Below are 23,448 nucleotides of genomic sequence, written 5' to 3' on the forward strand. Positions count from 1 at the left end.
TGTGAAAAAGTGGTTATTAGCTGCAGGTCTCGGTTTAGCGATGGCAACGTCTGCACAGGCTGCCGACAAAATTGCAATCGTCAATATGGGTAGCCTGTTCCAACAGGTTGCACAGAAGACTGGTGTTTCTAATACGCTGGAAAACGAGTTCAAAGGCCGCGCCAGCGAACTGCAGCGTATGGAATCCGATCTGCAATCTAAAATGCAGCGTCTGCAATCTATGAAAGCGGGTGCCGATCGTACTAAGCTGGAAAAAGACGTTATGGCACAGCGCCAGACTTTCTCTCAGAAAGCGCAGGCTTTTGAGCAGGATCGTCAACGTCGTTCCAACGAAGAACGTGGCAAACTGGTTACTCGTATCCAGACTGCTGTGAAATCTGTCGCTAGCAGCCAGAGCATCGATCTGGTCGTTGACGCGAACACCGTTGCATACAACAGCAGCGATGTAAAAGACATCACCGCCGACGTACTGAAACAGGTTAAATAAGTAATGCCTTCAATTCGACTGGCTGATTTAGCAGAGCAGTTGGATGCAGAATTACACGGTGATGGCGATATCGTCATCACCGGCGTAGCGTCCATGCAATCTGCGCAAACTGGCAATATCACATTCATGGTAAACCCTAAATACCGTGAACATTTAGGCGTATGCCAGGCTTCTGCCGTTGTGATGACGCAGGACGATCTTCCTTTTGCTAAGAGTGCCGCGCTGGTAGTGAAGAATCCCTACCTGACCTATGCACGAATGGCACAAATTTTAGATACCACGCCTCAGCCTGCACAAAATATTGCACCCAGTGCAGTGATCGATGCGACGGCGAAGCTGGGTAATAATGTCTCTGTTGGCGCAAATGCGGTCATCGAGTCAGGCGTAGAGCTGGGCGATAACGTGGTTATCGGCGCAGGTTGCTTCGTCGGAAAAAACACAAAAATCGGTGCAGGTTCACGCTTGTGGGCCAATGTGACGATTTACCACGATATTCAGATCGGTGAGAATTGCCTGATCCAGTCAAGCACAGTCGTCGGATCTGACGGCTTTGGCTATGCAAACGATCGTGGTAATTGGGTGAAGATCCCGCAGCTTGGTCGCGTCATTATTGGCGATCGCGTCGAGATTGGTGCCTGTACGACAATCGATCGTGGCGCACTGGACGATACCGTGATCGGCAATGGTGTTATCATTGATAACCAGTGCCAGATTGCGCATAACGTTGTGATTGGCGACAATACGGCTGTAGCCGGTGGCGTCATTATGGCGGGTAGCCTGAAGATTGGCCGTTACTGCATGATTGGCGGCGCCAGCGTGATCAATGGGCATATGGAAATATGCGACAAAGTCACGGTAACTGGCATGGGTATGGTGATGCGTCCTATTACTGAACCTGGCGTCTACTCCTCAGGCATTCCGCTACAACCCAACAAGGTATGGCGTAAAACAGCTGCACTGGTGATGAATATTGATGATATGAGCAAGCGTCTCAAAGCAATTGAGCGCAAGGTTAATCAACAAGACTAACGTTCCACCTGTACACAACATCGTTCAAGCTGCATTGAAGCGGCAATTGAGTGAAATCCCGGGAGCTTGCGCAGGTAAGTGACTGGAGTGAGCCAAGGCAGCCAACAAAGCGGCAGCTTGAAAGATAAAGTGTATGTACGTGCCATCCTTTTACGGCCTGTCACATTCATGCGATTGCGACAGGCCGTGTTATTATTGCCTTTTAGTATATTTTGACAGGAAGAGTATTTTGACTACTAACACTCATACTCTGCATATTGAAGAGATTTTAGAACTTCTGCCGCACCGTTTTCCGTTTCTGCTGGTTGACCGTGTGCTGGATTTTGAAGAAGGTCGTTTTCTGCGCGCAGTGAAAAATGTATCCGTTAACGAGCCTTTCTTTCAGGGCCACTTCCCGGGTAAACCGATTTTCCCTGGTGTGCTGATTCTGGAAGCGATGGCACAGGCAACGGGTATTCTGGCGTTTAAAAGCGTAGGAAAACTGGAGCCGGGCGAACTGTATTACTTCGCAGGAATTGATGAGGCACGCTTTAAGCGTCCTGTCGTGCCAGGCGATCAGATGATCATGGAAGTGACTTTCGAGAAAACGCGCCGCGGCCTGACCCGTTTTAAAGGGGTTGCGTTGGTCGACGGTAAAGTTGTGTGCGAAGCAACAATGATGTGTGCCCGTAGCCGGGAGGCCTGATACGTGATTGATAAATCCGCCTTTATTCACCCAACTGCCATTGTAGAAGATGGTGCCAGCATTGGCGCTAATGCTCACATTGGCCCATTTTGTATTGTTGGACCCCATGTTGAAATTGGTGAGGGTACCGTACTGAAGTCTCACGTAGTCGTGAATGGTCATACCAAGATTGGTCGCGATAACGAGATCTATCAGTTTGCCTCCATCGGTGAAGTGAACCAGGACCTGAAATATGCTGGCGAACCGACCCGTGTGGAAATTGGCGATCGTAACCGCATCCGCGAGAGCGTCACCATTCATCGTGGCACAGTGCAGGGCGGTGGGTTGACGAAGGTGGGCAGTGATAACTTACTGATGATCAACGCGCACGTCGCGCACGATTGTACGGTGGGTAACCGCTGCATTCTGGCAAATAACGCCACGCTTGCCGGGCATGTTTCGCTGGATGATTTTGTTATCATCGGTGGCATGACAGCGGTGCATCAGTTCTGCATCATTGGCGCGCACGTGATGGTTGGTGGCTGTTCTGGCGTTGCCCAGGATGTTCCTCCATACGTTATTGCCCAGGGCAACCATGCGACGCCGTTTGGCGTCAACATTGAAGGTTTGAAGCGTCGTGGATTCACTCGCGAAGCGATTACTGCGATCCGCAATGCCTATAAAGCGTTGTACCGCAGCGGCAAAACGCTTGACGAAGCGAAACCGGAAATCGCCGAACTGGCGAAGCAGTACCCCGATGTTCAGGCCTTTAGCGATTTCTTTGAGCGCTCAACGCGTGGTCTGATTCGTTAATGACTGAGCAGCGTCCTTTAACGATTGCCCTCGTCGCCGGAGAAACCTCCGGCGATATTCTTGGTGCAGGATTAATTCGAGCACTCAAGGCTCGCGTCCCCAATGCGCGTTTTGTCGGCGTTGCAGGTCCGCTAATGCAGGCTGAAGGCTGTGAAGCCTGGTACGAAATGGAAGAGTTGGCGGTAATGGGCATTGTTGAAGTGCTCGGACGTCTGCGCCGTTTGCTGCATATCCGCGCTGATCTGACTCGCCGTTTCACCGATCTCAAGCCGGATGTTTTTGTCGGTATTGATGCGCCTGATTTCAACATTACCCTCGAAGGAAATTTGAAAAAGCAGGGCATTAAAACCATTCATTACGTCAGCCCCTCCGTGTGGGCATGGCGACAGAAACGCGTTTTCAAAATAGGCAGATCCACCAATATGGTGCTGGCCTTTCTGCCTTTCGAAAAAGCGTTTTATGACAAATTTAACGTCCCGTGCCGCTTTATCGGTCACACCATGGCGGATGCCATGCCGTTGGATCCTGATAAAAATGCGGCTCGTGATGTTCTGGGTATTCCTCATGATGCGCACTGCCTGGCATTGCTACCGGGAAGTCGTGGTGCAGAAGTGGAAATGCTCAGCGCTGATTTTCTGAAAACAGCGCAGCTATTACGTCAACAATACCCGGATCTCGAAGTTGTGGTTCCGTTGGTCAATACCAAACGCCGAGAGCAGTTTGAACGCATCAAGGCTGAAGTGGCTCCAGAACTTTCCGTACATATGCTTAATGGAATGGGACGTGAAGCCATGGTTGCCAGCGATGCTGCGCTGCTGGCCTCTGGTACGGCTGCGCTGGAGTGCATGCTGGCGAAGTGTCCGATGGTTGTCGGCTATCGTATGAAACCCTTCACGTTCTGGCTGGCGAAGCGTCTGGTGAAAACCGATTATGTTTCTCTGCCGAACTTGTTAGCGGGAAGAGAACTGGTTAAAGAGCTGCTGCAGGATGAATGCGAACCGCATGCATTGGCGCAAGCGCTGTTGCCGTTGCTCGCCAATGGTAAAACCAGCCATGCGATGCATGACACTTTCCGTGAACTGCACCAGCAGATCCGTTGCAATGCCGATGAACAAGCGGCGGATGCTGTCCTGGAGTTAGCACAATGATTGAATTTGTTTATCCACATACGCATTTAGTGGCGGGTGTGGATGAAGTGGGGCGCGGTCCTTTGGTGGGAGCCGTTGTGACTGCGGCCGTTATACTTGATCCTGCTCGTCCGATTGTCGGGCTCAACGACTCCAAAAAATTGTCGGAAAAGCGTCGTCTGGCACTTTACGATGAAATCAAGGACAAGGCGTTAAGCTGGAGCCTTGGGCGAGCGGAACCGCATGAAATTGACGAGCTGAATATCCTGCATGCCACCATGCTGGCTATGCAGCGTGCGGTTGCAGGTCTGCATATTACGCCTGAATACGTACTGATTGATGGAAATCGTTGCCCGGCATTGCCGATGCCGTCGATGGCGGTAGTGAAAGGTGATAGCCGCGTGGCAGAGATCAGCGCTGCGTCTATCCTGGCGAAAGTCACACGTGACGCTGAAATGGCGGCGCTGGATATTATTTTTCCGCAGTATGGCTTTGCACAGCACAAAGGCTACCCAACCGCTTTTCATCTGGAAAAGCTGGCAGAGCATGGCGCTACAGAGTACCACCGTCGCAGCTTTGGCCCTGTCAAACGCGCACTGGGACTCGCGTCCTGATTCTTGTGTCGAGAATAAGTAAACCGGAATCTGAAGATGTCTGAACCACGTTTCGTCCACCTGCGGGTGCACAGCGACTACTCCATGATTGATGGGCTGGCAAAAACCGGACCGCTGGTAAAAAAGGCGGCCGCATTAGGCATGCCTGCGCTGGCGATCACCGATTTTACCAACCTGTGTGGTCTGGTGAAGTTTTACGGAGCGGGTCATGGCGCGGGCATTAAGCCAATTGTTGGCGCTGATTTTCATGTTCGTAGTGAACTGTTTGGTGATGAGCTCACTCAACTGACCGTGCTGGCGGCCAATAACACGGGTTACCAGAACCTGACATTGTTGATATCGAAAGCCTATCAGCGTGGCTATGGTGCTGAAGGGCCGGTTATCGACAAAGACTGGCTGGTCGATTTAAAAGATGGATTAATTTTGCTTTCCGGTGGTCGCATGGGCGACGTCGGGCGCAGCCTGCTGCGTGGTAACAGCGCACTGGTCGATGAGTGCGTGACGTTTTATGAAGAACATTTTCCCAATTGCTACTTCCTGGAACTGATCCGCACCGGCAGGCAAGACGAAGAAAATTATCTGCATGCCGCAGTGGCTCTGGCCGAAACGCGTGGTCTGCCAGTGGTGGCGACCAACGATGTTCGCTTCCTTGAAAGCGGAGATTTCGACGCGCATGAAATTCGCGTTGCGATCCACGATGGTTTCACTCTCGATGATCCGAAACGCCCGCGCAACTATTCGCCGCAGCAGTATATGCGCAGCGAAGAGGAGATGTGCGAGCTGTTCTCCGACATCCCGGAAGCGCTGCAAAATACTGTCGAGATAGCCAAACGCTGTAATGTGACGGTACGTTTGGGCGAATATTTTCTGCCGCAGTTCCCGACTGGTGATATGACCACGGAAGACTATCTGGTCAAAAAATCCAAAGAGGGGCTGGAAGAGCGTCTGGCATTTTTGTTCCCGGACGAAGCCGAGCGTCAAGAGAAGCGCCCACCCTATGATGAACGCCTGGATATTGAACTTCAGGTTATTAACCAAATGGGGTTCCCGGGTTACTTCCTGATCGTTATGGAGTTTATCCAGTGGTCAAAAGATAACGGTGTACCCGTTGGGCCGGGACGTGGTTCCGGTGCGGGCTCGTTGGTTGCTTATGCTTTAAAAATTACCGATCTTGATCCGCTGGAATTCGACCTGCTGTTCGAACGTTTCCTCAACCCGGAACGTGTCTCGATGCCTGACTTCGACGTTGACTTCTGTATGGAGAAGCGCGACCAGGTAATTGAACACGTAGCGGATATGTATGGCCGTGACGCGGTATCGCAGATTATTACCTTTGGTACGATGGCGGCAAAAGCGGTTATCCGCGACGTAGGCCGCGTGCTGGGGCATCCGTACGGTTTTGTTGACCGTATTTCTAAACTGGTACCACCCGATCCGGGGATGACGCTGGCGAAGGCCTTTGAGGCTGAGCCGCAACTGCCTGAAATTTACGAGGCTGATGAAGAGGTCAGGGCGCTGATCGACATGGCGCGTAAGCTGGAAGGTGTCACACGTAACGCCGGTAAACATGCTGGTGGTGTGGTCATCGCGCCAACTAAAATTACTGACTTTGCGCCGTTGTACTGCGACGAACAAGGGCTGCATCCGGTTACTCAGTTTGATAAGAACGACGTGGAATACGCCGGGCTGGTGAAGTTCGACTTCCTCGGCCTGCGTACGCTCACTATCATCAACTGGGCGCTGGAGATGATCAACGCCCGCCGTGAGCGCAACGGTGAGCCGTCGTTAGACATTGCGGCCATCCCGCTGGATGATAAAAAAAGTTTCGACATGCTGCAACGCTCGGAAACCACTGCGGTATTCCAGCTTGAATCCCGCGGTATGAAGGATCTGATCAAGCGCCTGCAGCCTGACTGCTTCGAAGACATGATCGCCCTGGTGGCGCTGTTCCGTCCCGGCCCGCTCCAGTCGGGGATGGTAGATAACTTTATCGACCGTAAACACGGTCGCGAAGAGATTTCCTACCCGGACGTACAGTGGCAGCATGAGTGCCTGAAACCGGTGCTGGAGCCGACCTATGGCATTATCCTGTATCAGGAACAGGTCATGCAGATAGCCCAGGAGCTGTCGGGCTATACTCTTGGCGGCGCGGACATGTTGCGTCGTGCAATGGGTAAGAAAAAACCGGAAGAGATGGCCAAGCAGCGCGGCACCTTCGAAGAAGGGGCGAAAAAGCGTGGTGTAGATGGCGAGCTGGCGATGAAAATCTTTGACCTGGTGGAGAAATTCGCCGGTTACGGATTTAACAAATCGCACTCCGCGGCCTATGCGCTGGTCTCTTACCAGACGCTGTGGCTGAAAGCGCATTACCCCGCTGAGTTTATGGCAGCGGTAATGACCGCCGATATGGATAACACCGAAAAGGTGGTGGGGCTGGTGGACGAATGCTGGCGCATGGGGCTAAAAATCCTGCCGCCAGATATCAACTCCGGGCTGTATCATTTCCATGTTAATGATGACGGCGAAATTGTGTATGGCATCGGCGCGATAAAAGGCGTGGGTGAAGGGCCAATTGAAGCTATCATTGAAGCGCGTAATAAAGGTGGCTACTTCCGCGAGCTGTTTGATCTCTGCGCCCGCACAGATATTAAGAAGCTTAATCGCCGGGTGTTGGAAAAGCTAATCATGTCCGGGGCGTTTGACCGCCTTGGCCCGCATCGCGCTGCGTTGATGAATTCGCTTAATGATGCGCTTAAAGCTGCCGATCAGCATGCGAAAGCTGAAGCTATCGGTCAGGCCGATATGTTTGGTGTACTGGCGGAAGAGCCGGAACAAATTGAACAATCCTACGCCAGCTGCACGCCGTGGCCGGAGCAGGTGGTATTAGAGGGTGAACGTGAAACGTTAGGACTTTACCTGACCGGACACCCTATCAATCAGTATTTAAAAGAAATTGAGCGCTATGTCGGAGGCCACAGGCTGAAAGACATGCATCCGACAGAACGTGGTAAAGTTACCACTGCTGCGGGGCTCGTTATTGCTGCGCGGGTAATGGTCACCAAGCGCGGTAATCGTATCGGCATCTGCACACTGGATGACCGTTCCGGGCGTCTGGAAGTGATGTTATTCACCGATGCTCTGGATAAATACCAGCATTTGCTGGAAAAAGACCGCATACTTATCGTCAGCGGACAGGTCAGCTTTGATGACTTCAACGGCGGGCTTAAAATGATGGCCCGTGAAGTCATGGATATTGACGAAGCCCGGGAAAAATATGCTCGCGGGCTTGCTATCTCGCTGACGGACAGGCAAATTGATGACCAGCTTTTAAACCGACTCCGTCAGTCTCTGGAACCCCACCGCTCGGGGACAATTCCAGTACATCTCTACTATCAGAGGGCGGATGCACGTGCGCGATTGCGTTTTGGCGCAACGTGGCGTGTCTCTCCGAGCGATCGTTTGCTAAACGATCTCCGTGGCCTTATTGGTTCGGAGCAGGTGGAACTGGAGTTTGACTAATACAGGAATACTATGAGTCTGAATTTCCTTGATTTTGAACAGCCGATTGCAGAGCTGGAAGCAAAAATCGATTCTCTGACTGCGGTTAGCCGTCAGGATGAGAAACTGGATATTAACATCGATGAAGAAGTGCATCGTCTGCGTGAAAAAAGCGTAGAACTGACGCGCAAAATCTTCGCCGATCTTGGCGCATGGCAAGTAGCCCAACTGGCTCGCCATCCACAGCGTCCATATACCCTGGATTATGTCCGCCTGGCGTTTGATGAATTTGATGAGCTGGCGGGCGATCGTGCCTATGCGGATGACAAAGCTATTGTCGGCGGTATTGCGCGTCTTGAGGGGCGTCCGGTGATGATCATTGGTCATCAGAAAGGCCGCGAGACCAAAGAGAAAATTCGTCGCAACTTCGGCATGCCAGCGCCGGAAGGCTATCGCAAAGCGCTGCGTCTGATGGAAATGGCCGAACGCTTCAAGATGCCGATTATCACCTTCATCGACACCCCTGGGGCTTACCCGGGGGTGGGCGCGGAAGAACGTGGTCAGTCTGAAGCGATTGCGCGCAACCTGCGTGAAATGTCACGTCTGAGCGTGCCGGTTATCTGCACCGTTATCGGTGAAGGTGGTTCCGGTGGTGCGCTGGCGATCGGCGTGGGCGATAAAGTGAATATGCTGCAATACAGCACCTATTCTGTTATCTCCCCGGAAGGCTGCGCGTCCATTCTGTGGAAAAGCGCAGACAAAGCGCCGTTGGCGGCAGAAGCGATGGGCATTATTGCGACGCGTTTGAAAGAGCTGAAGCTTATCGACTCCATCGTTCCGGAACCACTGGGTGGTGCGCATCGTAATCCGGAAGCAATGGCAGCGTCGCTGAAGGCGCAATTGCTGGCCGATCTGGCCGATCTTGACGTGTTAAGTACGGAAGAGCTCAAAAATCGTCGTTACCAGCGTCTGATGAACTACGGTTACGCGTAAACTGTATTTATTCTGAAAAGGGCCACAACACTGTGGCCCTTTTTTTTACCTGCGGTTTGACCAGGCTATGATTAACTAAGGTTTTTCCAGGAGGAACGCATGAACATTATTGCCATCATGGGACCGCATGGCGTCTTTTATAAAGATGAGCCCATCAAGGAACTTGAACGTGCGCTGCAGCAGCAGGGGTTTCAGATTATCTGGCCACAGAATAGCGTCGACCTGCTGAAATTTATCGAACACAATCCGCGCATTTGCGGTGTTATTTTTGACTGGGATGAATACAGCCTGGAGCTATGTAGCGATATCAATCAGCTAAATGAATATCTCCCACTGTACGCTTTTATTAATACCCATTCGACGATGGATGTCAGCGCCCACGATCTGCGCATGGCGCTGTGGTTTTTTGAGTATGCGCTTGGTCAGTCCGAAGATATAGCGACGCGTATTCGGCAGTACACCAGTGAATATCTCGATAACATTACGCCTCCCTTTACCAAAGCGCTGTTTACTTATGTGAAGGAAGGGAAGTATACCTTCTGTACGCCAGGGCATATGGCGGGAACGGCGTACCAGAAAAGCCCGGTGGGATGCCTGTTCTATGATTTCTTTGGCGGCAACACGTTAAAGGCTGACGTGTCCATTTCTGTGACTGAGCTGGGGTCGCTATTGGACCATACAGGTCCACACCTGGAAGCAGAAGAGTATATCGCTCGCACCTTTGGCGCAGAGCAAAGTTATATGGTCACCAACGGCACATCGACGTCGAATAAGATTGTTGGGATGTATGCCGCCCCTACGGGAAGTACGTTATTAATTGATCGCAACTGTCATAAATCTCTCGCGCATTTATTGATGATGAGTGATGTGGTGCCCATTTGGCTGAAACCCACACGTAATGCGCTGGGGATCCTCGGGGGAATTCCGCGCCGCGAATTCTGCCGCGAGAGTATTGCACGTAAGGTAGAGGAGACTACGCAAGCACAGTGGCCGGTGCATGCAGTTATCACTAACTCGACCTACGACGGTCTGTTGTATAACACTAACTGGATTAAACAAACGCTGGATGTCCCTTCTATTCATTTTGACTCTGCCTGGGTGCCTTACACGCATTTCCATCCGATTTACCAGGGGAAAAGTGGCATGAGCGGTGAGAGGGTTCCAGGTAAAGTCATCTTTGAAACGCAGTCCACCCACAAGATGTTGGCCGCGTTGTCGCAGGCGTCTTTGATTCACATTAAAGGGGATTATGACGAAGATACCTTTAATGAAGCCTTTATGATGCACACCTCGACCTCACCCAGCTACCCCATTGTGGCATCGATTGAAACAGCGGCGGCGATGCTGCGTGGTAATCCCGGTAAGCGGCTAATTAACCGCTCGGTGGAGCGCGCGCTCCATTTCCGTAAAGAAGTACAGCGACTGCGAGAAGAATCGGACGGTTGGTTCTTCGATATCTGGCAGCCGGAAAGAGTAGATCAAGCGGAATGCTGGCCCGTTGCTCCTGGTGAAGGCTGGCATGGGTTTAATGATGCTGACGCTGACCACATGTTCCTCGACCCGGTAAAAGTCACTATTCTGACGCCGGGAATGGATGAACAAGGAAATATGAGCGAAGAAGGGATCCCTGCCGCGCTGGTAGCAAAGTTCCTCGATGAACGCGGTGTCGTGGTGGAGAAAACAGGTCCGTATAATCTGTTGTTCCTGTTCAGCATTGGGATTGATAAAACCCGGGCAATGGGCTTACTGCGAGGACTGACTGAGTTCAAACGCTCATATGACCTTAATTTGCGCGTTAAAAACATGCTGCCGGATCTGTATGCTGAAGATCCTGATTTTTATCGCAATATGCGTATTCAGGATCTGGCGCAAGGGATCCATAATTTGATCCGCCAGCATGATCTCTCCGGGTTGATGCTACGGGCATTTGACACCTTGCCGGAAATGAAAATGACGCCGCATCAGGCCTGGCAGCGACAAATTAAAGGCGAAGTGGAGACCGTGACGCTCGATCAACTGGTGGGGCGCGTTTCTGCCAATATGATCCTGCCTTATCCACCTGGTGTACCGCTGCTGATGCCGGGGGAAATGATCACTGAAGAAAGCCGTGCTGTACTCGATTTCCTGCTGATGCTGTGTTCAGTAGGCCATCATTACCCCGGATTCGAAACAGATATTCATGGCGCTAAACTGGGCGAGGACGGTGTGTATCGTGTGAGAGTCCTAAAAATGGCATAACGACTTGCCTGAACCGACTGCGGATGAGTAATGTGCGAAAAGAAAACTAAAGAGGCAAACACGCTATGCTGGGATTAAAACAGGTTCACCATATTGCCATTATTGCGACGGATTACGCGGTCAGTAAGGCATTTTACTGTAATGTGCTGGGCTTTACGTTGATGAGTGAAGCCTACCGTGAAGAGCGTGACTCCTGGAAAGGTGACCTCGCGTTGAATGGGCAGTATGTGATTGAGCTTTTTTCCTTTCCTTTTCCGCCTGGCCGCCCCAGCCGACCAGAGGCTTGCGGTTTACGTCACCTGGCGTTTAGCGTTGAGAACGTGGAAGCCGCAATAACCCATCTGGAAGATCATAATGTGAAATGCGAGCCGATACGCGTCGATCCTTTTACTGGTAAGCGCTTTACGTTTTTCAACGATCCAGACGGATTGCCTCTTGAACTGTATGAACTGTAAGTCTTGTTATTGTGGCTTTAGCCCGGTAACGTGCCGGGCAATGCCATTGTAAGCAACTATCATGACGACACTCACACTGAACACTTCACTTCTGAACGCTAACCAGATCCTCGTCGCTTTTAGCGGCGGCCTGGACTCTACCGTGCTGTTGCATCAACTGGTGCAGTGGCGAACGCAGCACCCTGAAGTCTCCTTGCGCGCTATCCATATCCATCATGGGTTAAGTCCCCACGCTGATGAATGGGTGACCCACTGTGAATCGATATGTGCGCAATGGCAGGTACCACTGGTGGTTGAGCGGGTACAACTGCAGGACGATGGGTCAGGAATAGAAGCTCAGGCGCGACGGGCACGCTATCAGGCATTTGAACAGACACTGTTGTCGAATGAAATACTGATGACCGCCCAGCATCTTGATGACCAGTGCGAAACATTTTTGCTCGCACTAAAACGTGGCAGTGGCCCCGCTGGGCTTTCTGCGATGGGTGAAAGTTCGCCGTTTGCCGGAACCCGGCTTATTCGCCCACTGCTAACACAAACGCGAGACGAACTTGAAAAGTGGGCGCGGACGCATGCGTTAAGCTGGATTGAAGACGAAAGCAATCAGGTCGATGCTTATGACCGCAATTTCTTACGCTTGCGCATTATTCCACTCCTGCAACAGCGCTGGCCGCATTTTGCGGAGGCTACAGCCCGCAGCGCCTCGCTGTGCGCCGAGCAGGAGAGTTTACTGGATGAGTTACTTGCTCAAGATTTAGCTGACTGTGTCACCGCTCAAGGTGCGCTGCGACTGGAACCATTAATGATGAAGAGCGATGTGCGGCGTGCGGCGCTGCTTCGTCGCTGGCTGGCTGGGTTGAATGCACCGATGCCCTCACGGGATGCTTTGGAGCGTATCTGGCAGGAAGTCGCGCTGGCGCGGGAAGATGCTGTACCCCGTTTGTGCTTTGGCGGGTACGAAATTCGTCGTTACCAGTCACAGTTGTGGTGGGTTAAATCTGTTGTCGGGCAAAGTGAAACGGTGATTCCATGGTCATGCACGAAAACGCCGTTGGTGTTGCCTGTCGGGCTGGGAACGGTGCAGTTACTTCCCGATGGCGAATTACGAAAACCGCGAGCGAATGAGACAGTCAGTATTCGGTTTAAAGCTCCTGGACTCTTGCATATTGTCGGGCGTAACGGCGGGCGTAAGCTCAAAAAAATCTGGCAGGAGCAGGGGATCCCTCCCTGGCGACGAGATACCACACCGTTGCTATTTTACGGCGATACGCTGATTGCAGCTGCGGGAGTATTTGTAACGCGTGAAGGTATGGCTGAGGAAGAAGAGAGTGTGCGCCTGCTATGGCATGCCTGATGATGGCGCTGCACTTATCTGGCCTACGGATTGTAGGCCAGATAAGGTGTGTGCATCGCCATTTGGCAAAGGGGATTATGATTCGCTGACCACCACGGTACCGATTTCCGGGTGGCTGAAGCTGGCAATTTTGTCGAGGCGAAGCTCACGGGTTTCACCTGCGACTTCTGCAACCAGATACTCCACATTTTTGCGGGAAACCAGGTCATTCGCTTTCGCCTGCAGAACTTCGCCATCTTTTAGCGCCAGCGTCAGTAACAAATGGTGCTGGCAGGCGAGCTCAAGATTGTCGTAATCATCACAGTTAATGGGTTGATACGTTTCATTCATTGACATAATCGCTCACCAGTAAGTTCGCGGCCGCATATGCCGCCTTTTCCCTGACCGACTCTGAAAGGGCGCTGTCTGCAGCCACTTCATTCAGTACCTTCAATACGCAACCCAGCGCATCCGGGACATACCCTAAGTCTCCGCTGGCAATTTCCGCGTACCGCTTGCGTATTAACTCACAATATTTTTCCACATGCCCTCCTGTCAGCACTCTGACTTAACCGTGGATGCAAGTCTAAGCCTACGAAGATAAACTCTGTTTAGCAAGGTGACTATACCATACTCATTCAAGCAATATCAGCGCCTTGATAGAGGACACCCACGTTACCGGTTAGCAGCCTTTTGGCGCAGATTTCGCTACAATGGACGCCTGATTCGAAAGGAGTTCTCTCATGGCGCTTAAAGCGACAATATATAAAGCCGTAGTCAATGTGGCGGATCTTGACCGCAACCAGTTTCTTGACGCGGCATTGACGCTGGCGCGTCACCCCTCAGAAACCCAGGAACGCATGATGCTGCGCCTGCTGGCGTGGATTAAATATGCTGACGAACGGTTACAGTTTACGCGGGGATTAAGCGCTGAAGATGAGCCGGAAGCGTGGTTGCGTAATGATCATCTGGGTATCGATTTATGGATTGAACTCGGTTTGCCGGATGAACGCCGTATCAAGAAAGCATGTACTCAGTCTGCAGAAGTTGCTTTGTTTGCCTATAACAGCCGTGCGGCTCAAATCTGGTGGCAGCAAAACCAAAGTAAGTGCTCTCAGTTTGCTAATTTATCCGTGTGGTATCTGGATGATGAGCAACTGGCGCAACTGAGTGACTTTGCTGGCCGTACAATGACGCTTCAGGCGACTATCCAGGATGGGGCTATCTGGCTGTCAGATTCTCAGAACAATCTGGAAATTCATTTGAGCGCGTGGCAGCAACCTTCATGATTGTTATCTCCCGAAATGTCTCTATTCCTGATAATGAGCTGGAAATCACGGCAATCCGGGCTCAGGGAGCAGGTGGGCAGCACGTTAATAAGACTTCGACGGCTATCCATTTGCGCTTTGACATTCGGGCCTCTGGCCTGCCAGAGTATTATAAGGAACGTCTGCTGGCTGCCAGTCATCATCTGATCAGCGGCGATGGTGTCATTATCATTAAGGCACAGGAGTACCGTAGTCAGGAGCTTAACCGGGAAGCGGCAATATCCCGACTGGTGGCGGTCATTAAAGAGTTAACCGCAGTGCAAAAAAGCCGACAGGCAACTCGCCCTACGCGTGCGTCGAAAGAGCGTAGGTTGTCATCAAAGGCGCAGAAATCCACAGTGAAGGCACTGCGAGGTAGGGTTCGTCGCTCGCAAGACTGACGAACGGGAATAAAAAAATCATAAGGAATTCATGGTGAAAACAGCGATATTGTCAGTAGCGGCTGCATGTACGCTCTTTGCCTTGATCGGCTGTAATAATCGTACTGAAGTTGATGTACTACAGCCGACACGGGCGGCAGAATTAAAACCGATGCAGCAAAGCTGGCGCGGTATATTACCTTGTGCGGACTGCGAAGGTATTGAAACCTCTTTGTTCCTCGAAAAAGACGGAACATGGGTGATGAATGAACGCTATCAGGGCGTGCGGGATGAACCCTCTTCGTTTGCTTCATATGGGACATGGGCCCGTACTGCCGATAAACTGGTGCTGACAGACAGCAAAGGCGAAAAATCTTACTATCGGGCAAAAGGTGAGGCGCTGGAGATGCTCGATCGTGAAGGTAATCCGATTGAGTCGCAGTTTAACTATACCCTTCAGCCGGTTTCAGCCAGTTTGCCGGTTACGCCAATGCCGATGCGTGGTATGTATTTCTACATGGCGGATGCGGCAGTATTTACCGACTGCGCAACGGGAAAACGTATGCCGGTGGCGAATAATGCCCAGCTTGAACGCGACTATTTAGCCGCGCGCGCGGAAACGGGACAATCTGTTCTGTTGACTCTGGAAGGGCATTTCACGCTGGAGGCGAACCCGGATACAGGCGAGAAAGTGAAAACGCTGATGGCGGATAAAGACGCGAAGTTTGTGCCAGGAAAAGCGTGTAATTAATCGATAAAGTAAAAAGGCCCTGAAGAATCAGGGCCTTTTGCTGGTATTAGCCTTTTATCGCTTTTACCAGATAGTCGACGATGTCGCCGGTTTTAATCAGCTGTTTCTCGCCGTTACGACGGTATTTGTATTCGATATCATTGTTATCGAGGTTACGGTCGCCGAGTACGATAGTGTGTGGTACACCGATAAGCTCCATATCGGCAAACATTACGCCAGGACGCTCTTTACGATCGTCCATCAGCACTTCGATGCCCTGTGCGCGCAGTTCAGCGTACAGCTTCTCTGCCAGTTCCTGCACTCGGTAGGATTTGTGCATGTTCATAGGCAGAATCGCTACCTGGAACGGTGCAATGGCATCCGGCCATACAATACCGCGATCGTCGTAGTTCTGCTCAATGGCTGCCGCGACCACGCGAGTTACCCCGATACCGTAGCAGCCCATAGTCAGAATCTGATTACGGCCATCTTCGCCCTGAACTGCGGCTTTCAGCGCTTCAGAGTATTTGGTACCCAACTGGAAGATGTGACCGACTTCGATACCACGTTTAATCAGCAATGTACCTTTACCGTCCGGGCTTGGGTCACCTGCCACTACGTTACGGATGTCTGCAACTTCAGGTGTTGCTACATCACGATCCCAGTTAATACCGAAATAGTGTTTGCCGTCGATGTTGGCACCGGCAGCGAAATCGCTCATTACTGCAACGGTACGATCGATAACGACCGGGATCGGCATATTCACCGGACCGAGAGAACCTGGACCTGCTTTCACTACGGCTCGAATTTCTTCTTCGGTAGCGAAGGTTAGCGGGCTGGCAACCTGCGGCAGTTTTTCTGCTTTGACTTCGTTTAGCTCGTGATCACCACGAACCAGCAGAGCAACCAGCGGGTAGCTACTGCCTTCAACGGCTTTTACCAGCAGAGTTTTAACGGTTTTTTCAATTGGCAGATTGAATTGCTCAACCAGCTCCGCGATGGTCTTCGCGTTTGGTGTATCAACCAGCGTCATTTCCTGAGTAGCTGCTGCACGAGGTTCTTTCGGCGCAACGGCTTCAGCAAACTCGATGTTGGCGGCAAAATCGGAACTGTCAGAGAATACGACGTCATCTTCGCCGCTCTGTGCCAGCACCTGGAATTCGTGAGAAGCACTGCCGCCGATAGAGCCGGTATCAGCCTGTACAGCACGGAAATCCAGCCCCATACGGCTGAAGATTTTGCTGTATGCGGCATACATCGCATCGTAGGTTTCCTGCAGAGATTCCTGAGAAGTATGGAAAGAGTAAGCATCTTTCATCAGGAATTCGCGGGAACGCATTACGCCGAAACGTGGGCGTACTTCGTCACGGAATTTGGTCTGGATTTGGTAGAAGTTCAGCGGCAGCTGTTTGTAAGAGCTGAGCTCGTTACGAATCAGGTCGGTGATGACTTCTTCATGCGTTGGGCCAAGTACGAATGAACGATCGCCACGGTCAGCAATACGCAGCAGTTCCGGGCCGTACTGTTCCCAACGACCACTCTCTTGCCACAGTTCAGAGGGCTGAACGACTGGCATCAACACCTCGATCGCACCGGCGTTGTTCATCTCTTCACGCACGATGTTTTCGACTTTTTTCAGGACGCGCACGCCGGTCGGCAGCCAGGTATATAACCCGGAGGCCAGCTTGCGGATCATCCCGGCGCGCAGCATCAGCTGGTGGCTGATAACCTCGGCGTCGGCAGGTGTCTCCTTCAGAGTGGAGAGCAGATATTGGCTAGTACGCATGTTGTTACGGTTCCAGTTGGACGATCGAACAGGCTCAATGCGAGCCTGACACAAAAAAAGTGATTTAGTTTACCAGCGAGAAAGGGATGTCAAAAGAGAAGGGCGCGAAATTACCGGGGTTCAAGCGCAAAGACTTCGAAACCCTCTTCCGTCACACGCCAGCGCACGTTGAAATCGTGTAACCAGACGGCGTACGTTTTGCCTGTCTCTTCACCCTTACGATACGCAGGACGCGGGTCCTGTGCCAGTACTTCACCAATAAATGTTTTTAGCTGCGGATAACGTGTTTCCAGAGCCAGAAGCTGCTGCTCAACCTCGGCGGTAAAACTTACGCCCATTTCGGCAACTGGAGCATGTTGCGCGTAGCTGGCGGTGGCATCGGGTAATGCTTCGGCAAACGGCAGGTAGGGCTTGATATCTACAACCGGTGTACCATCGACCAGATCCAGACTACCCAGCTTCAGAATGACGCTCTCTTTCTGGCAGACAATCCCTTGCAACTCGACCAGCGACATGCCGACAGGGTTAGGGCGAAAGGTTGAACGCGTGGCAAAGACGCCCATTCTGGCGTTACCACCAAGTCGGGGCGGGCGTACGGTCGGGCGCCACCCACCGTCCATCGTCTGGTGAAAGACGAAAATAATCCATAAATGGCTGAACGCTTCCAGGCCGCGAACAGCATCGGCCTGGTTATACGGTGCGAGCAAATGCAGTTCGCCGCAGGCACTTTTTACCAGGCCAGGCTGGCGTGGAACGGCGAATTTTTCTTTATAAGGAGAGCGGATAACGCCTATTTGCTCGAACTGAAAATGACTCATTTAGTCGAAATATTCAGTGCAGAACCGATGCAAACTGCCTGACGATAGCAACCAGGTGTACCACTGGTGACTTCACAGCTGTGCAGCAATACGGCATTAGCTTTCATTTTAGATGCGTTAATCTGCATGCGTTTGCGTGCGGTTGGAATGCTCGGAGGGGAATCCTGGTTTGATGCCTGGCAGGACTCGCCGCTCACTTCACCGAGATCGCGGAACGGTTTGCCAACTAAGTCTTCTGCATTGGTATAAATTCTCACCGGCACTGCGCGTGGTGCTTTCGGTTTTTCCGGCTCCGCTTTAGGCGGGGTTGCGGTGCTTTGAACGGGTTCAACAGGGGATCTGCTTAACATAGAACAGCCGCTCAGCATGAGTGCTAATAAACAGATCGGTAAAGCACGCATAATGTTTCCTCAATGAATGATCTAAACGTCAGATATTGAATCAGGTGCTTGCATAAATGACAAGACGGGCAAGCGCCCGTCCTGATGATATTACAAATTTTGGAAACAGCCTAAAATTACCAGCCCTTAACAGCGCCGCCATTAAAGACCTTGTTTGCCGCTTCGTAAACTTCGTCTGACTGATACGCCTCAACGAATTTCTTCACGTTCTCAGCGTCTTTATTGTCTTCACGAGTGACGATCAGGTTTACATACGGGGAATCTTTATCTTCAACAAAGATGCCATCTTTTGCCGGTGTCAGGCCAATCTGGCTGGCATAAGTGGTGTTAATAACGGCCAGAGCGATTTGCGCATCGTCCAGTGAGCGTGGTAACTGAGGTGCTTCCAGCTCAACCAGCTTCAGGTTTTTCGGGTTTTCAACAACGTCCAGGGCAGTCGGCAACAGACCTACACCATCTTTCAGTTTGATCAAACCCACTTTTTGCAGCAGCAGCAGGGAACGACCAAGGTTAGTCGGGTCGTTTGGAATTGCGACCTGAGAACCTTCCTGCAGTTCATCCAGTGATTTGATTTTTTTGGAATAACCAGCAATCGGGTAAACGAATGTATTGCCTACGGCAACCAGTTTGTAACCACGATCTTTGATCTGCTGATCCAGATAAGGTTTGTGCTGGAAGGCGTTGGCATCGATATCACCTTTGCTCAACGCTTCGTTAGGCAGAACGTAATCGTTGAAAGTTACCAGTTCAACGTCCAGACCGTATTTCTCTTTCGCGACTTTCTGCGCAACTTCTGCAACCTGCTGCTCTGCGCCAACAATAACGCCCACTTTGATGTGGTTAGGATCTTTTTCATCCTGACCACAACCCACAAGTGCCAGAGAACCGATCAGGGCTCCAACTGCCGCAAAGGTTTTGAATTTGAACGCCATGCTTATTTCCTTTTCTTAATGAGTTTTTTGTGTTGTGTGCAACGTTATTTGTGCGTGACAGCCCGGACGATGCGATCGCCGGATAACTGAATTAAATAAACCAGAACTACAAGTAATACCAGTACTGTATTCATCACGGTAGCATTGTATCCAATATAACCGTATTGATAGCCAATCTGTCCAAGACCACCGGCACCGACGGCACCGCCCATCGCAGAATAGCCGACCAGGGTGATCAGTGTGATAGTCGCCGCATTTACCAGACCTGGCAACGCTTCCGGCAGCAACACCTTACGTACGATCTGCAATGGTGTAGCGCCCATTGCGCGCGATGCTTCGATCAGTCCGGTAGGGATTTCCAGCAGCGCATTCTCAACCATACGGGCAATAAATGGTGCGGCGCCAACGGTTAACGGGACGATGGCTGCCTGCAAACCAATAGAGGTGCCAACAATCATGCGGGTAAACGGAATCATCCAGACCAACAGAATAATGAACGGGATGGAACGGAAAATGTTTACCAGTGCAGACAGCGTACGGTAAAGTTTCGCGTTCTCAATGATTTGTCCGGGACGCGTCACGTACAACAGCACGCCGACGGGCAGGCCAATCACAAAACCAAAAAAACCGGACACAAAGGTCATTGCCAGCGTTTCCCATACGCCGCGAACCAGCAGCCACATCATCGGCTCAGACATAACCCAGTACCTCTACTTTTACATGGTGTTCCTGCAGCCAGTTGATGGCCGCTTGCGTATCTTCTTGTGTACCGTGCATTTCAGTCAGCATGATGCCGAACTTCACGCCACCGGCGTAATCCATTTGCGCGCTGATAATATTGTTATTCACATTAAAGCGACGTGCTGTTTCAGAGAGCAATGGCGCATCCACCGAATGCCCTGTGAATTCCATCCGCAGCATTGGAACACTGTCGTTTTCGGGCTCTGCTTTTAAGCGCTCCAGATAATCTTCCGGAATGTCCAGATGTAGCGTGGACTGGATAAATTTCTGCGCCAGCGGCGTTTTCGGGTGTGAAAACACTTCGCTGACGGTGTCCTGCTCAATCAGTTCACCATTACTGATAACGGCTACGCAGTCACAAATACGTTTTACGACATCCATCTCATGGGTAATCAGCAGAATGGTTAATCCAAGACGACGGTTAATGTCTTTCAATAATTCCAGTATCGAACGAGTGGTTGCTGGATCGAGTGCGCTGGTGGCTTCATCGCACAGCAACACCTTAGGATTGCTGGCCAACGCACGGGCAATGGCGACGCGCTGTTTCTGCCCACCTGAAAGGTTAGCGGGAAAGCTGTCATGCTTATCGCCAAGGCCAACTAAATCCAACAGCTCCGACACGCGACGTTTAATCTCTTCTTTGGGGGTGTTATCCAGCTCCAGCGGAAGCGCGACGTTACCAAAAACAGTACGGGACGACAGCAGGTTAAAGTGCTGGAAAATCATGCCGATTTGACGGCGAGCTTTGGTCAGCTCGGATTCAGAAAGCGTTGTTAGCTCCTGGCCACCGACCTGTACGCTGCCTTCAGTAGGGCGTTCGAGTAAGTTAACGCAGCGGATTAACGTGCTTTTACCAGCGCCTGAAGCGCCAATAACGCCATAAATCTGCCCGGCAGGAACATGCAGGCTGACATTGTTCAGCGCCTGAATAGAGCGAGTCCCCTGTTGGAACACTTTGGTGATATTCGAAAGTTTAATCATTGGTTATTTATTATCGTAATTAAGTTAGCCGTGGCATTTTCGTCTGTCTGGTACGGTCAAAGCCGTTAACAAGATGGATGTTAAGGCATCCAGACGTCTAAATCAATCGGGGTTTGCACGATGAGCACTTTCTTGCCCGCAGAAACATGCGATACTAGAGCGATATGCCTTATTCAGGAGCTATAAAAGGTGGCAAAGTCTGTACCCGCAATTTTTCTCGACCGTGACGGCACCATTAATGTGGACCACGGTTATGTACATGAGATCGACGAGTTCGAGTTTATCGAAGGTGTCATTGATGCCATGCGTGAGCTTAAAAGTATGGGTTACGCACTTATTGTAGTGACGAACCAGTCTGGTATCGCTCGCGGTAAATTTACCGAAGCGCAGTTCGAAACGCTCACTGAATGGATGGACTGGTCGCTGGCCGATCGTGATGTTGATCTGGATGGTATCTATTATTGTCCTCACCATCCGCAGGGAACAGTAGAAGAGTACCGTCAGGTCTGCGATTGCCGTAAACCGCATCCGGGCATGCTTATCTCTGCTCGAGACTTTCTGCACATTGATATGGCCGCTTCTTATATGGTGGGCGACAAAATAGAAGATATGCAGGCGGCGACAGCGGCGAATGTGGGGACAAAAGTATTAGTGCGTACAGGCAAACCTGTCACCCCGGAAGCAGAAAATGCGGCAGATATAGTGCTAAATAGTCTGGCTGACCTGCCATCGGCGATAAAAAAGCAGCAAAAGTAAGCGTTGTGGATAAAAGGTGAGCGGTTGAAACAAAAATGCATTTTTCCGCTTGTCTTCCTGAGGCGACTCCCTATAATGCGCCTCCATCGACACGGCGGATGTGAATCACTTCACACAAACAGCCGGTCCGGTTGAAGAGAAAAATCCTGATATTCAGGGTTGACTCTGAAAGAGGAAAGCGTAATATACGCCACCTCGCGACAGAGCGCCAAAGCGCGTCGCAACTGCTCTTTAACAATTTATCAGACAATCTGTGTGGGCACTCAATGATACGGATTCTTAACGTCGCAAGACGAAAAATGAATACCAAGTCTCTGAGTGAACACGTAATTCATTACGAAGTTTAATTCACGAGCATCAAACTTAAATTGAAGAGTTTGATCATGGCTCAGATTGAACGCTGGCGGCAGGCCTAACACATGCAAGTCGAACGGTAGCACAGAGGAGCTTGCTCCTTGGGTGACGAGTGGCGGACGGGTGAGTAATGTCTGGGAAACTGCCCGATGGAGGGGGATAACTACTGGAAACGGTAGCTAATACCGCATAACGTCGCAAGACCAAAGAGGGGGACCTTCGGGCCTCTTGCCATCGGATGTGCCCAGATGGGATTAGCTAGTAGGTGGGGTAACGGCTCACCTAGGCGACGATCCCTAGCTGGTCTGAGAGGATGACCAGCCACACTGGAACTGAGACACGGTCCAGACTCCTACGGGAGGCAGCAGTGGGGAATATTGCACAATGGGCGCAAGCCTGATGCAGCCATGCCGCGTGTATGAAGAAGGCCTTCGGGTTGTAAAGTACTTTCAGCGAGGAGGAAGGCATTAAGGTTAATAACCTTAGTGATTGACGTTACTCGCAGAAGAAGCACCGGCTAACTCCGTGCCAGCAGCCGCGGTAATACGGAGGGTGCAAGCGTTAATCGGAATTACTGGGCGTAAAGCGCACGCAGGCGGTCTGTCAAGTCGGATGTGAAATCCCCGGGCTCAACCTGGGAACTGCATCCGAAACTGGCAGGCTAGAGTCTTGTAGAGGGGGGTAGAATTCCAGGTGTAGCGGTGAAATGCGTAGAGATCTGGAGGAATACCGGTGGCGAAGGCGGCCCCCTGGACAAAGACTGACGCTCAGGTGCGAAAGCGTGGGGAGCAAACAGGATTAGATACCCTGGTAGTCCACGCCGTAAACGATGTCGACTTGGAGGTTGTGCCCTTGAGGCGTGGCTTCCGGAGCTAACGCGTTAAGTCGACCGCCTGGGGAGTACGGCCGCAAGGTTAAAACTCAAATGAATTGACGGGGGCCCGCACAAGCGGTGGAGCATGTGGTTTAATTCGATGCAACGCGAAGAACCTTACCTACTCTTGACATCCA

Annotated in this window: 23 protein-coding genes and 1 rRNA gene; 16 read left to right on the top strand and 8 right to left on the bottom strand. The window is 51.4% G+C overall.

Annotated elements, in window-relative coordinates; genetic code table 11:
- Position 1: 1 nt before the first annotated feature.
- The 11 genes from skp to tilS all read left to right on the top strand — a co-directional run bounded on the left by skp (position 2) and on the right by tilS (position 13,272).
- A complete protein-coding gene (gene skp / locus LG384_RS04090; RefSeq protein ID WP_045440005.1) occupies positions 2-487 on the top strand; it encodes a molecular chaperone Skp in 486 nt (161 codons plus the stop codon).
- 3 nt (positions 488-490) lie between these two features.
- On the top strand, positions 491-1,516 hold the full coding sequence (gene lpxD / locus LG384_RS04095; protein ID WP_003018531.1) for a UDP-3-O-(3-hydroxymyristoyl)glucosamine N-acyltransferase: 1,026 nt from the start codon (positions 491-493) through the stop codon (positions 1,514-1,516).
- 229 nt (positions 1,517-1,745) lie between these two features.
- Positions 1,746-2,201 carry a 3-hydroxyacyl-ACP dehydratase FabZ gene (fabZ, locus tag LG384_RS04100; RefSeq protein ID WP_003018528.1) on the top strand — a complete coding sequence of 152 codons (456 nt, stop codon included), beginning with the start codon at positions 1,746-1,748 and terminating at the stop codon, positions 2,199-2,201.
- A 3-nt stretch (positions 2,202-2,204) separates the two neighbouring features.
- Entirely contained in the window at positions 2,205-2,993 is a 789-nt protein-coding gene (lpxA, locus tag LG384_RS04105) for an acyl-ACP--UDP-N-acetylglucosamine O-acyltransferase (RefSeq protein WP_045440007.1), read from the top strand.
- Positions 2,993-4,141 (top strand): lipid-A-disaccharide synthase, encoded by a 1,149-nt coding sequence (lpxB, locus tag LG384_RS04110; RefSeq protein WP_048222027.1) that lies wholly within the window; start codon positions 2,993-2,995, stop codon positions 4,139-4,141. Before lpxA ends, lpxB begins: the two co-directional genes overlap by 1 nt.
- Positions 4,138-4,734 (top strand): ribonuclease HII, encoded by a 597-nt coding sequence (rnhB, locus tag LG384_RS04115; RefSeq protein ID WP_225760482.1) that lies wholly within the window; start codon positions 4,138-4,140, stop codon positions 4,732-4,734. The genes lpxB and rnhB overlap by 4 nt, the downstream gene beginning before the upstream one ends.
- Positions 4,735-4,770: 36 nt before the next feature.
- Positions 4,771-8,253 (top strand): DNA polymerase III subunit alpha, encoded by a 3,483-nt coding sequence (dnaE, locus tag LG384_RS04120; protein WP_225760483.1) that lies wholly within the window; start codon positions 4,771-4,773, stop codon positions 8,251-8,253.
- A gap of 12 nt (positions 8,254-8,265) precedes the next feature.
- Positions 8,266-9,225, top strand: a complete 960-nt coding sequence (gene accA / locus LG384_RS04125; RefSeq protein WP_045440015.1) for an acetyl-CoA carboxylase carboxyl transferase subunit alpha — start codon at positions 8,266-8,268, stop codon at positions 9,223-9,225.
- Between the two features lie 99 nt (positions 9,226-9,324).
- The gene (gene ldcC / locus LG384_RS04130; RefSeq protein WP_200011494.1) at positions 9,325-11,463 is read left to right on the top strand and encodes a lysine decarboxylase LdcC; all 2,139 of its coding nucleotides are present in this window, start codon (positions 9,325-9,327) and stop codon (positions 11,461-11,463) included.
- Between the two features lie 65 nt (positions 11,464-11,528).
- Complete coding sequence (locus LG384_RS04135; protein ID WP_225760484.1) at positions 11,529-11,918, top strand: VOC family protein; 390 nt, start codon at positions 11,529-11,531, stop codon at positions 11,916-11,918.
- Positions 11,919-11,979: 61 nt separating this feature from the next.
- Positions 11,980-13,272, top strand: a complete 1,293-nt coding sequence (gene tilS, locus LG384_RS04140) for a tRNA lysidine(34) synthetase TilS (protein ID WP_225760485.1) — start codon at positions 11,980-11,982, stop codon at positions 13,270-13,272.
- Positions 13,273-13,347: 75 nt separating this feature from the next.
- Here the strand turns inward: tilS and rof are convergent, their stop codons facing one another.
- Together rof and LG384_RS04150 are read right to left on the bottom strand one after the other, a co-directional pair.
- Positions 13,348-13,608 (bottom strand): Rho-binding antiterminator, encoded by a 261-nt coding sequence (gene rof / locus LG384_RS04145; protein WP_045440024.1) that lies wholly within the window; start codon positions 13,606-13,608, stop codon positions 13,348-13,350.
- On the bottom strand, positions 13,595-13,795 hold the full coding sequence (locus LG384_RS04150) for a YaeP family protein (protein ID WP_005132083.1): 201 nt from the start codon (positions 13,793-13,795) through the stop codon (positions 13,595-13,597). The genes rof and LG384_RS04150 overlap by 14 nt, the downstream gene beginning before the upstream one ends.
- A 199-nt stretch (positions 13,796-13,994) precedes the next feature.
- Between LG384_RS04150 and LG384_RS04155 the strand changes: the two genes are divergently transcribed.
- The 3 genes from LG384_RS04155 to nlpE are packed head-to-tail and all read left to right on the top strand — an operon-like array spanning position 13,995 to position 15,689.
- On the top strand, positions 13,995-14,540 hold the full coding sequence (locus tag LG384_RS04155) for a YaeQ family protein (RefSeq protein WP_045440028.1): 546 nt from the start codon (positions 13,995-13,997) through the stop codon (positions 14,538-14,540).
- Positions 14,537-14,959, top strand: a complete 423-nt coding sequence (arfB, locus tag LG384_RS04160) for an alternative ribosome rescue aminoacyl-tRNA hydrolase ArfB (protein WP_045440031.1) — start codon at positions 14,537-14,539, stop codon at positions 14,957-14,959. The genes LG384_RS04155 and arfB overlap by 4 nt, the downstream gene beginning before the upstream one ends.
- Before the next feature lie 31 nt (positions 14,960-14,990).
- Complete coding sequence (gene nlpE, locus LG384_RS04165) at positions 14,991-15,689, top strand: envelope stress response activation lipoprotein NlpE (RefSeq protein WP_136345308.1); 699 nt, start codon at positions 14,991-14,993, stop codon at positions 15,687-15,689.
- A 46-nt stretch (positions 15,690-15,735) separates the two neighbouring features.
- On the opposite strand, the gene proS is transcribed toward nlpE, so the two are convergent.
- The 6 genes from proS to metN form a co-directional block, all read right to left on the bottom strand.
- Positions 15,736-17,454 (bottom strand): proline--tRNA ligase, encoded by a 1,719-nt coding sequence (gene proS / locus LG384_RS04170; RefSeq protein ID WP_225760486.1) that lies wholly within the window; start codon positions 17,452-17,454, stop codon positions 15,736-15,738.
- A 110-nt stretch (positions 17,455-17,564) separates the two neighbouring features.
- Complete coding sequence (gene tsaA / locus LG384_RS04175; protein WP_045440036.1) at positions 17,565-18,272, bottom strand: tRNA (N6-threonylcarbamoyladenosine(37)-N6)-methyltransferase TrmO; 708 nt, start codon at positions 18,270-18,272, stop codon at positions 17,565-17,567.
- Positions 18,269-18,673, bottom strand: coding sequence for an Rcs stress response system protein RcsF (rcsF, locus tag LG384_RS04180; protein ID WP_045440039.1), 405 nt, complete (start codon positions 18,671-18,673; stop codon positions 18,269-18,271). Before rcsF ends, tsaA begins: the two co-directional genes overlap by 4 nt.
- Before the next feature lie 116 nt (positions 18,674-18,789).
- Complete coding sequence (gene metQ, locus LG384_RS04185; RefSeq protein WP_045440042.1) at positions 18,790-19,605, bottom strand: methionine ABC transporter substrate-binding lipoprotein MetQ; 816 nt, start codon at positions 19,603-19,605, stop codon at positions 18,790-18,792.
- Positions 19,606-19,649: 44 nt separating this feature from the next.
- Positions 19,650-20,303, bottom strand: a complete 654-nt coding sequence (locus tag LG384_RS04190) for a methionine ABC transporter permease MetI (RefSeq protein WP_003018471.1) — start codon at positions 20,301-20,303, stop codon at positions 19,650-19,652.
- Entirely contained in the window at positions 20,296-21,327 is a 1,032-nt protein-coding gene (gene metN, locus LG384_RS04195; protein ID WP_045440046.1) for a methionine ABC transporter ATP-binding protein MetN, read from the bottom strand. The genes LG384_RS04190 and metN overlap by 8 nt, the downstream gene beginning before the upstream one ends.
- Before the next feature lie 189 nt (positions 21,328-21,516).
- Here metN and gmhB point away from each other — a divergent pair, with 189 nt between their 5' ends.
- Positions 21,517-22,083 carry a D-glycero-beta-D-manno-heptose 1,7-bisphosphate 7-phosphatase gene (gene gmhB / locus LG384_RS04200; RefSeq protein ID WP_045440049.1) on the top strand — a complete coding sequence of 189 codons (567 nt, stop codon included), beginning with the start codon at positions 21,517-21,519 and terminating at the stop codon, positions 22,081-22,083.
- A gap of 365 nt (positions 22,084-22,448) precedes the next feature.
- Positions 22,449-23,448: ribosomal RNA gene (locus LG384_RS04205) — 16S ribosomal RNA — on the top strand; the annotation flags it as partial.

The organism is Citrobacter sp. Marseille-Q3906 (assembly GCF_916618775.1).
GTDB lineage: Bacteria > Pseudomonadota > Gammaproteobacteria > Enterobacterales > Enterobacteriaceae > Citrobacter > Citrobacter murliniae.

Excerpts from the sequence above, each read along its gene's own strand:
- ldcC (WP_200011494.1), top strand. The coding sequence starts at position 9,325 with ATGAACATTATTGCCATCATGGGACCGCATGGCGTCTTTTATAAAGAT.
- nlpE (WP_136345308.1), top strand. The coding sequence starts at position 14,991 with ATGGTGAAAACAGCGATATTGTCAGTAGCGGCTGCATGTACGCTCTTT.
- LG384_RS04135 (WP_225760484.1), top strand. The coding sequence starts at position 11,529 with ATGCTGGGATTAAAACAGGTTCACCATATTGCCATTATTGCGACGGAT.
- dnaE (WP_225760483.1), top strand. The coding sequence starts at position 4,771 with ATGTCTGAACCACGTTTCGTCCACCTGCGGGTGCACAGCGACTACTCC.
- lpxB (WP_048222027.1), top strand. The coding sequence starts at position 2,993 with ATGACTGAGCAGCGTCCTTTAACGATTGCCCTCGTCGCCGGAGAAACC.
- rcsF (WP_045440039.1), bottom strand. The coding sequence starts at position 18,673 with ATGCGTGCTTTACCGATCTGTTTATTAGCACTCATGCTGAGCGGCTGT.
- tilS (WP_225760485.1), top strand. The coding sequence starts at position 11,980 with ATGACGACACTCACACTGAACACTTCACTTCTGAACGCTAACCAGATC.
- lpxD (WP_003018531.1), top strand. The coding sequence starts at position 491 with ATGCCTTCAATTCGACTGGCTGATTTAGCAGAGCAGTTGGATGCAGAA.
- rnhB (WP_225760482.1), top strand. The coding sequence starts at position 4,138 with ATGATTGAATTTGTTTATCCACATACGCATTTAGTGGCGGGTGTGGAT.
- metN (WP_045440046.1), bottom strand. The coding sequence starts at position 21,327 with ATGATTAAACTTTCGAATATCACCAAAGTGTTCCAACAGGGGACTCGC.
- arfB (WP_045440031.1), top strand. The coding sequence starts at position 14,537 with ATGATTGTTATCTCCCGAAATGTCTCTATTCCTGATAATGAGCTGGAA.
- LG384_RS04190 (WP_003018471.1), bottom strand. The coding sequence starts at position 20,303 with ATGTCTGAGCCGATGATGTGGCTGCTGGTTCGCGGCGTATGGGAAACG.
- LG384_RS04155 (WP_045440028.1), top strand. The coding sequence starts at position 13,995 with ATGGCGCTTAAAGCGACAATATATAAAGCCGTAGTCAATGTGGCGGAT.
- rof (WP_045440024.1), bottom strand. The coding sequence starts at position 13,608 with ATGTCAATGAATGAAACGTATCAACCCATTAACTGTGATGATTACGAC.
- tsaA (WP_045440036.1), bottom strand. The coding sequence starts at position 18,272 with ATGAGTCATTTTCAGTTCGAGCAAATAGGCGTTATCCGCTCTCCTTAT.
- metQ (WP_045440042.1), bottom strand. The coding sequence starts at position 19,605 with ATGGCGTTCAAATTCAAAACCTTTGCGGCAGTTGGAGCCCTGATCGGT.
- accA (WP_045440015.1), top strand. The coding sequence starts at position 8,266 with ATGAGTCTGAATTTCCTTGATTTTGAACAGCCGATTGCAGAGCTGGAA.
- proS (WP_225760486.1), bottom strand. The coding sequence starts at position 17,454 with ATGCGTACTAGCCAATATCTGCTCTCCACTCTGAAGGAGACACCTGCC.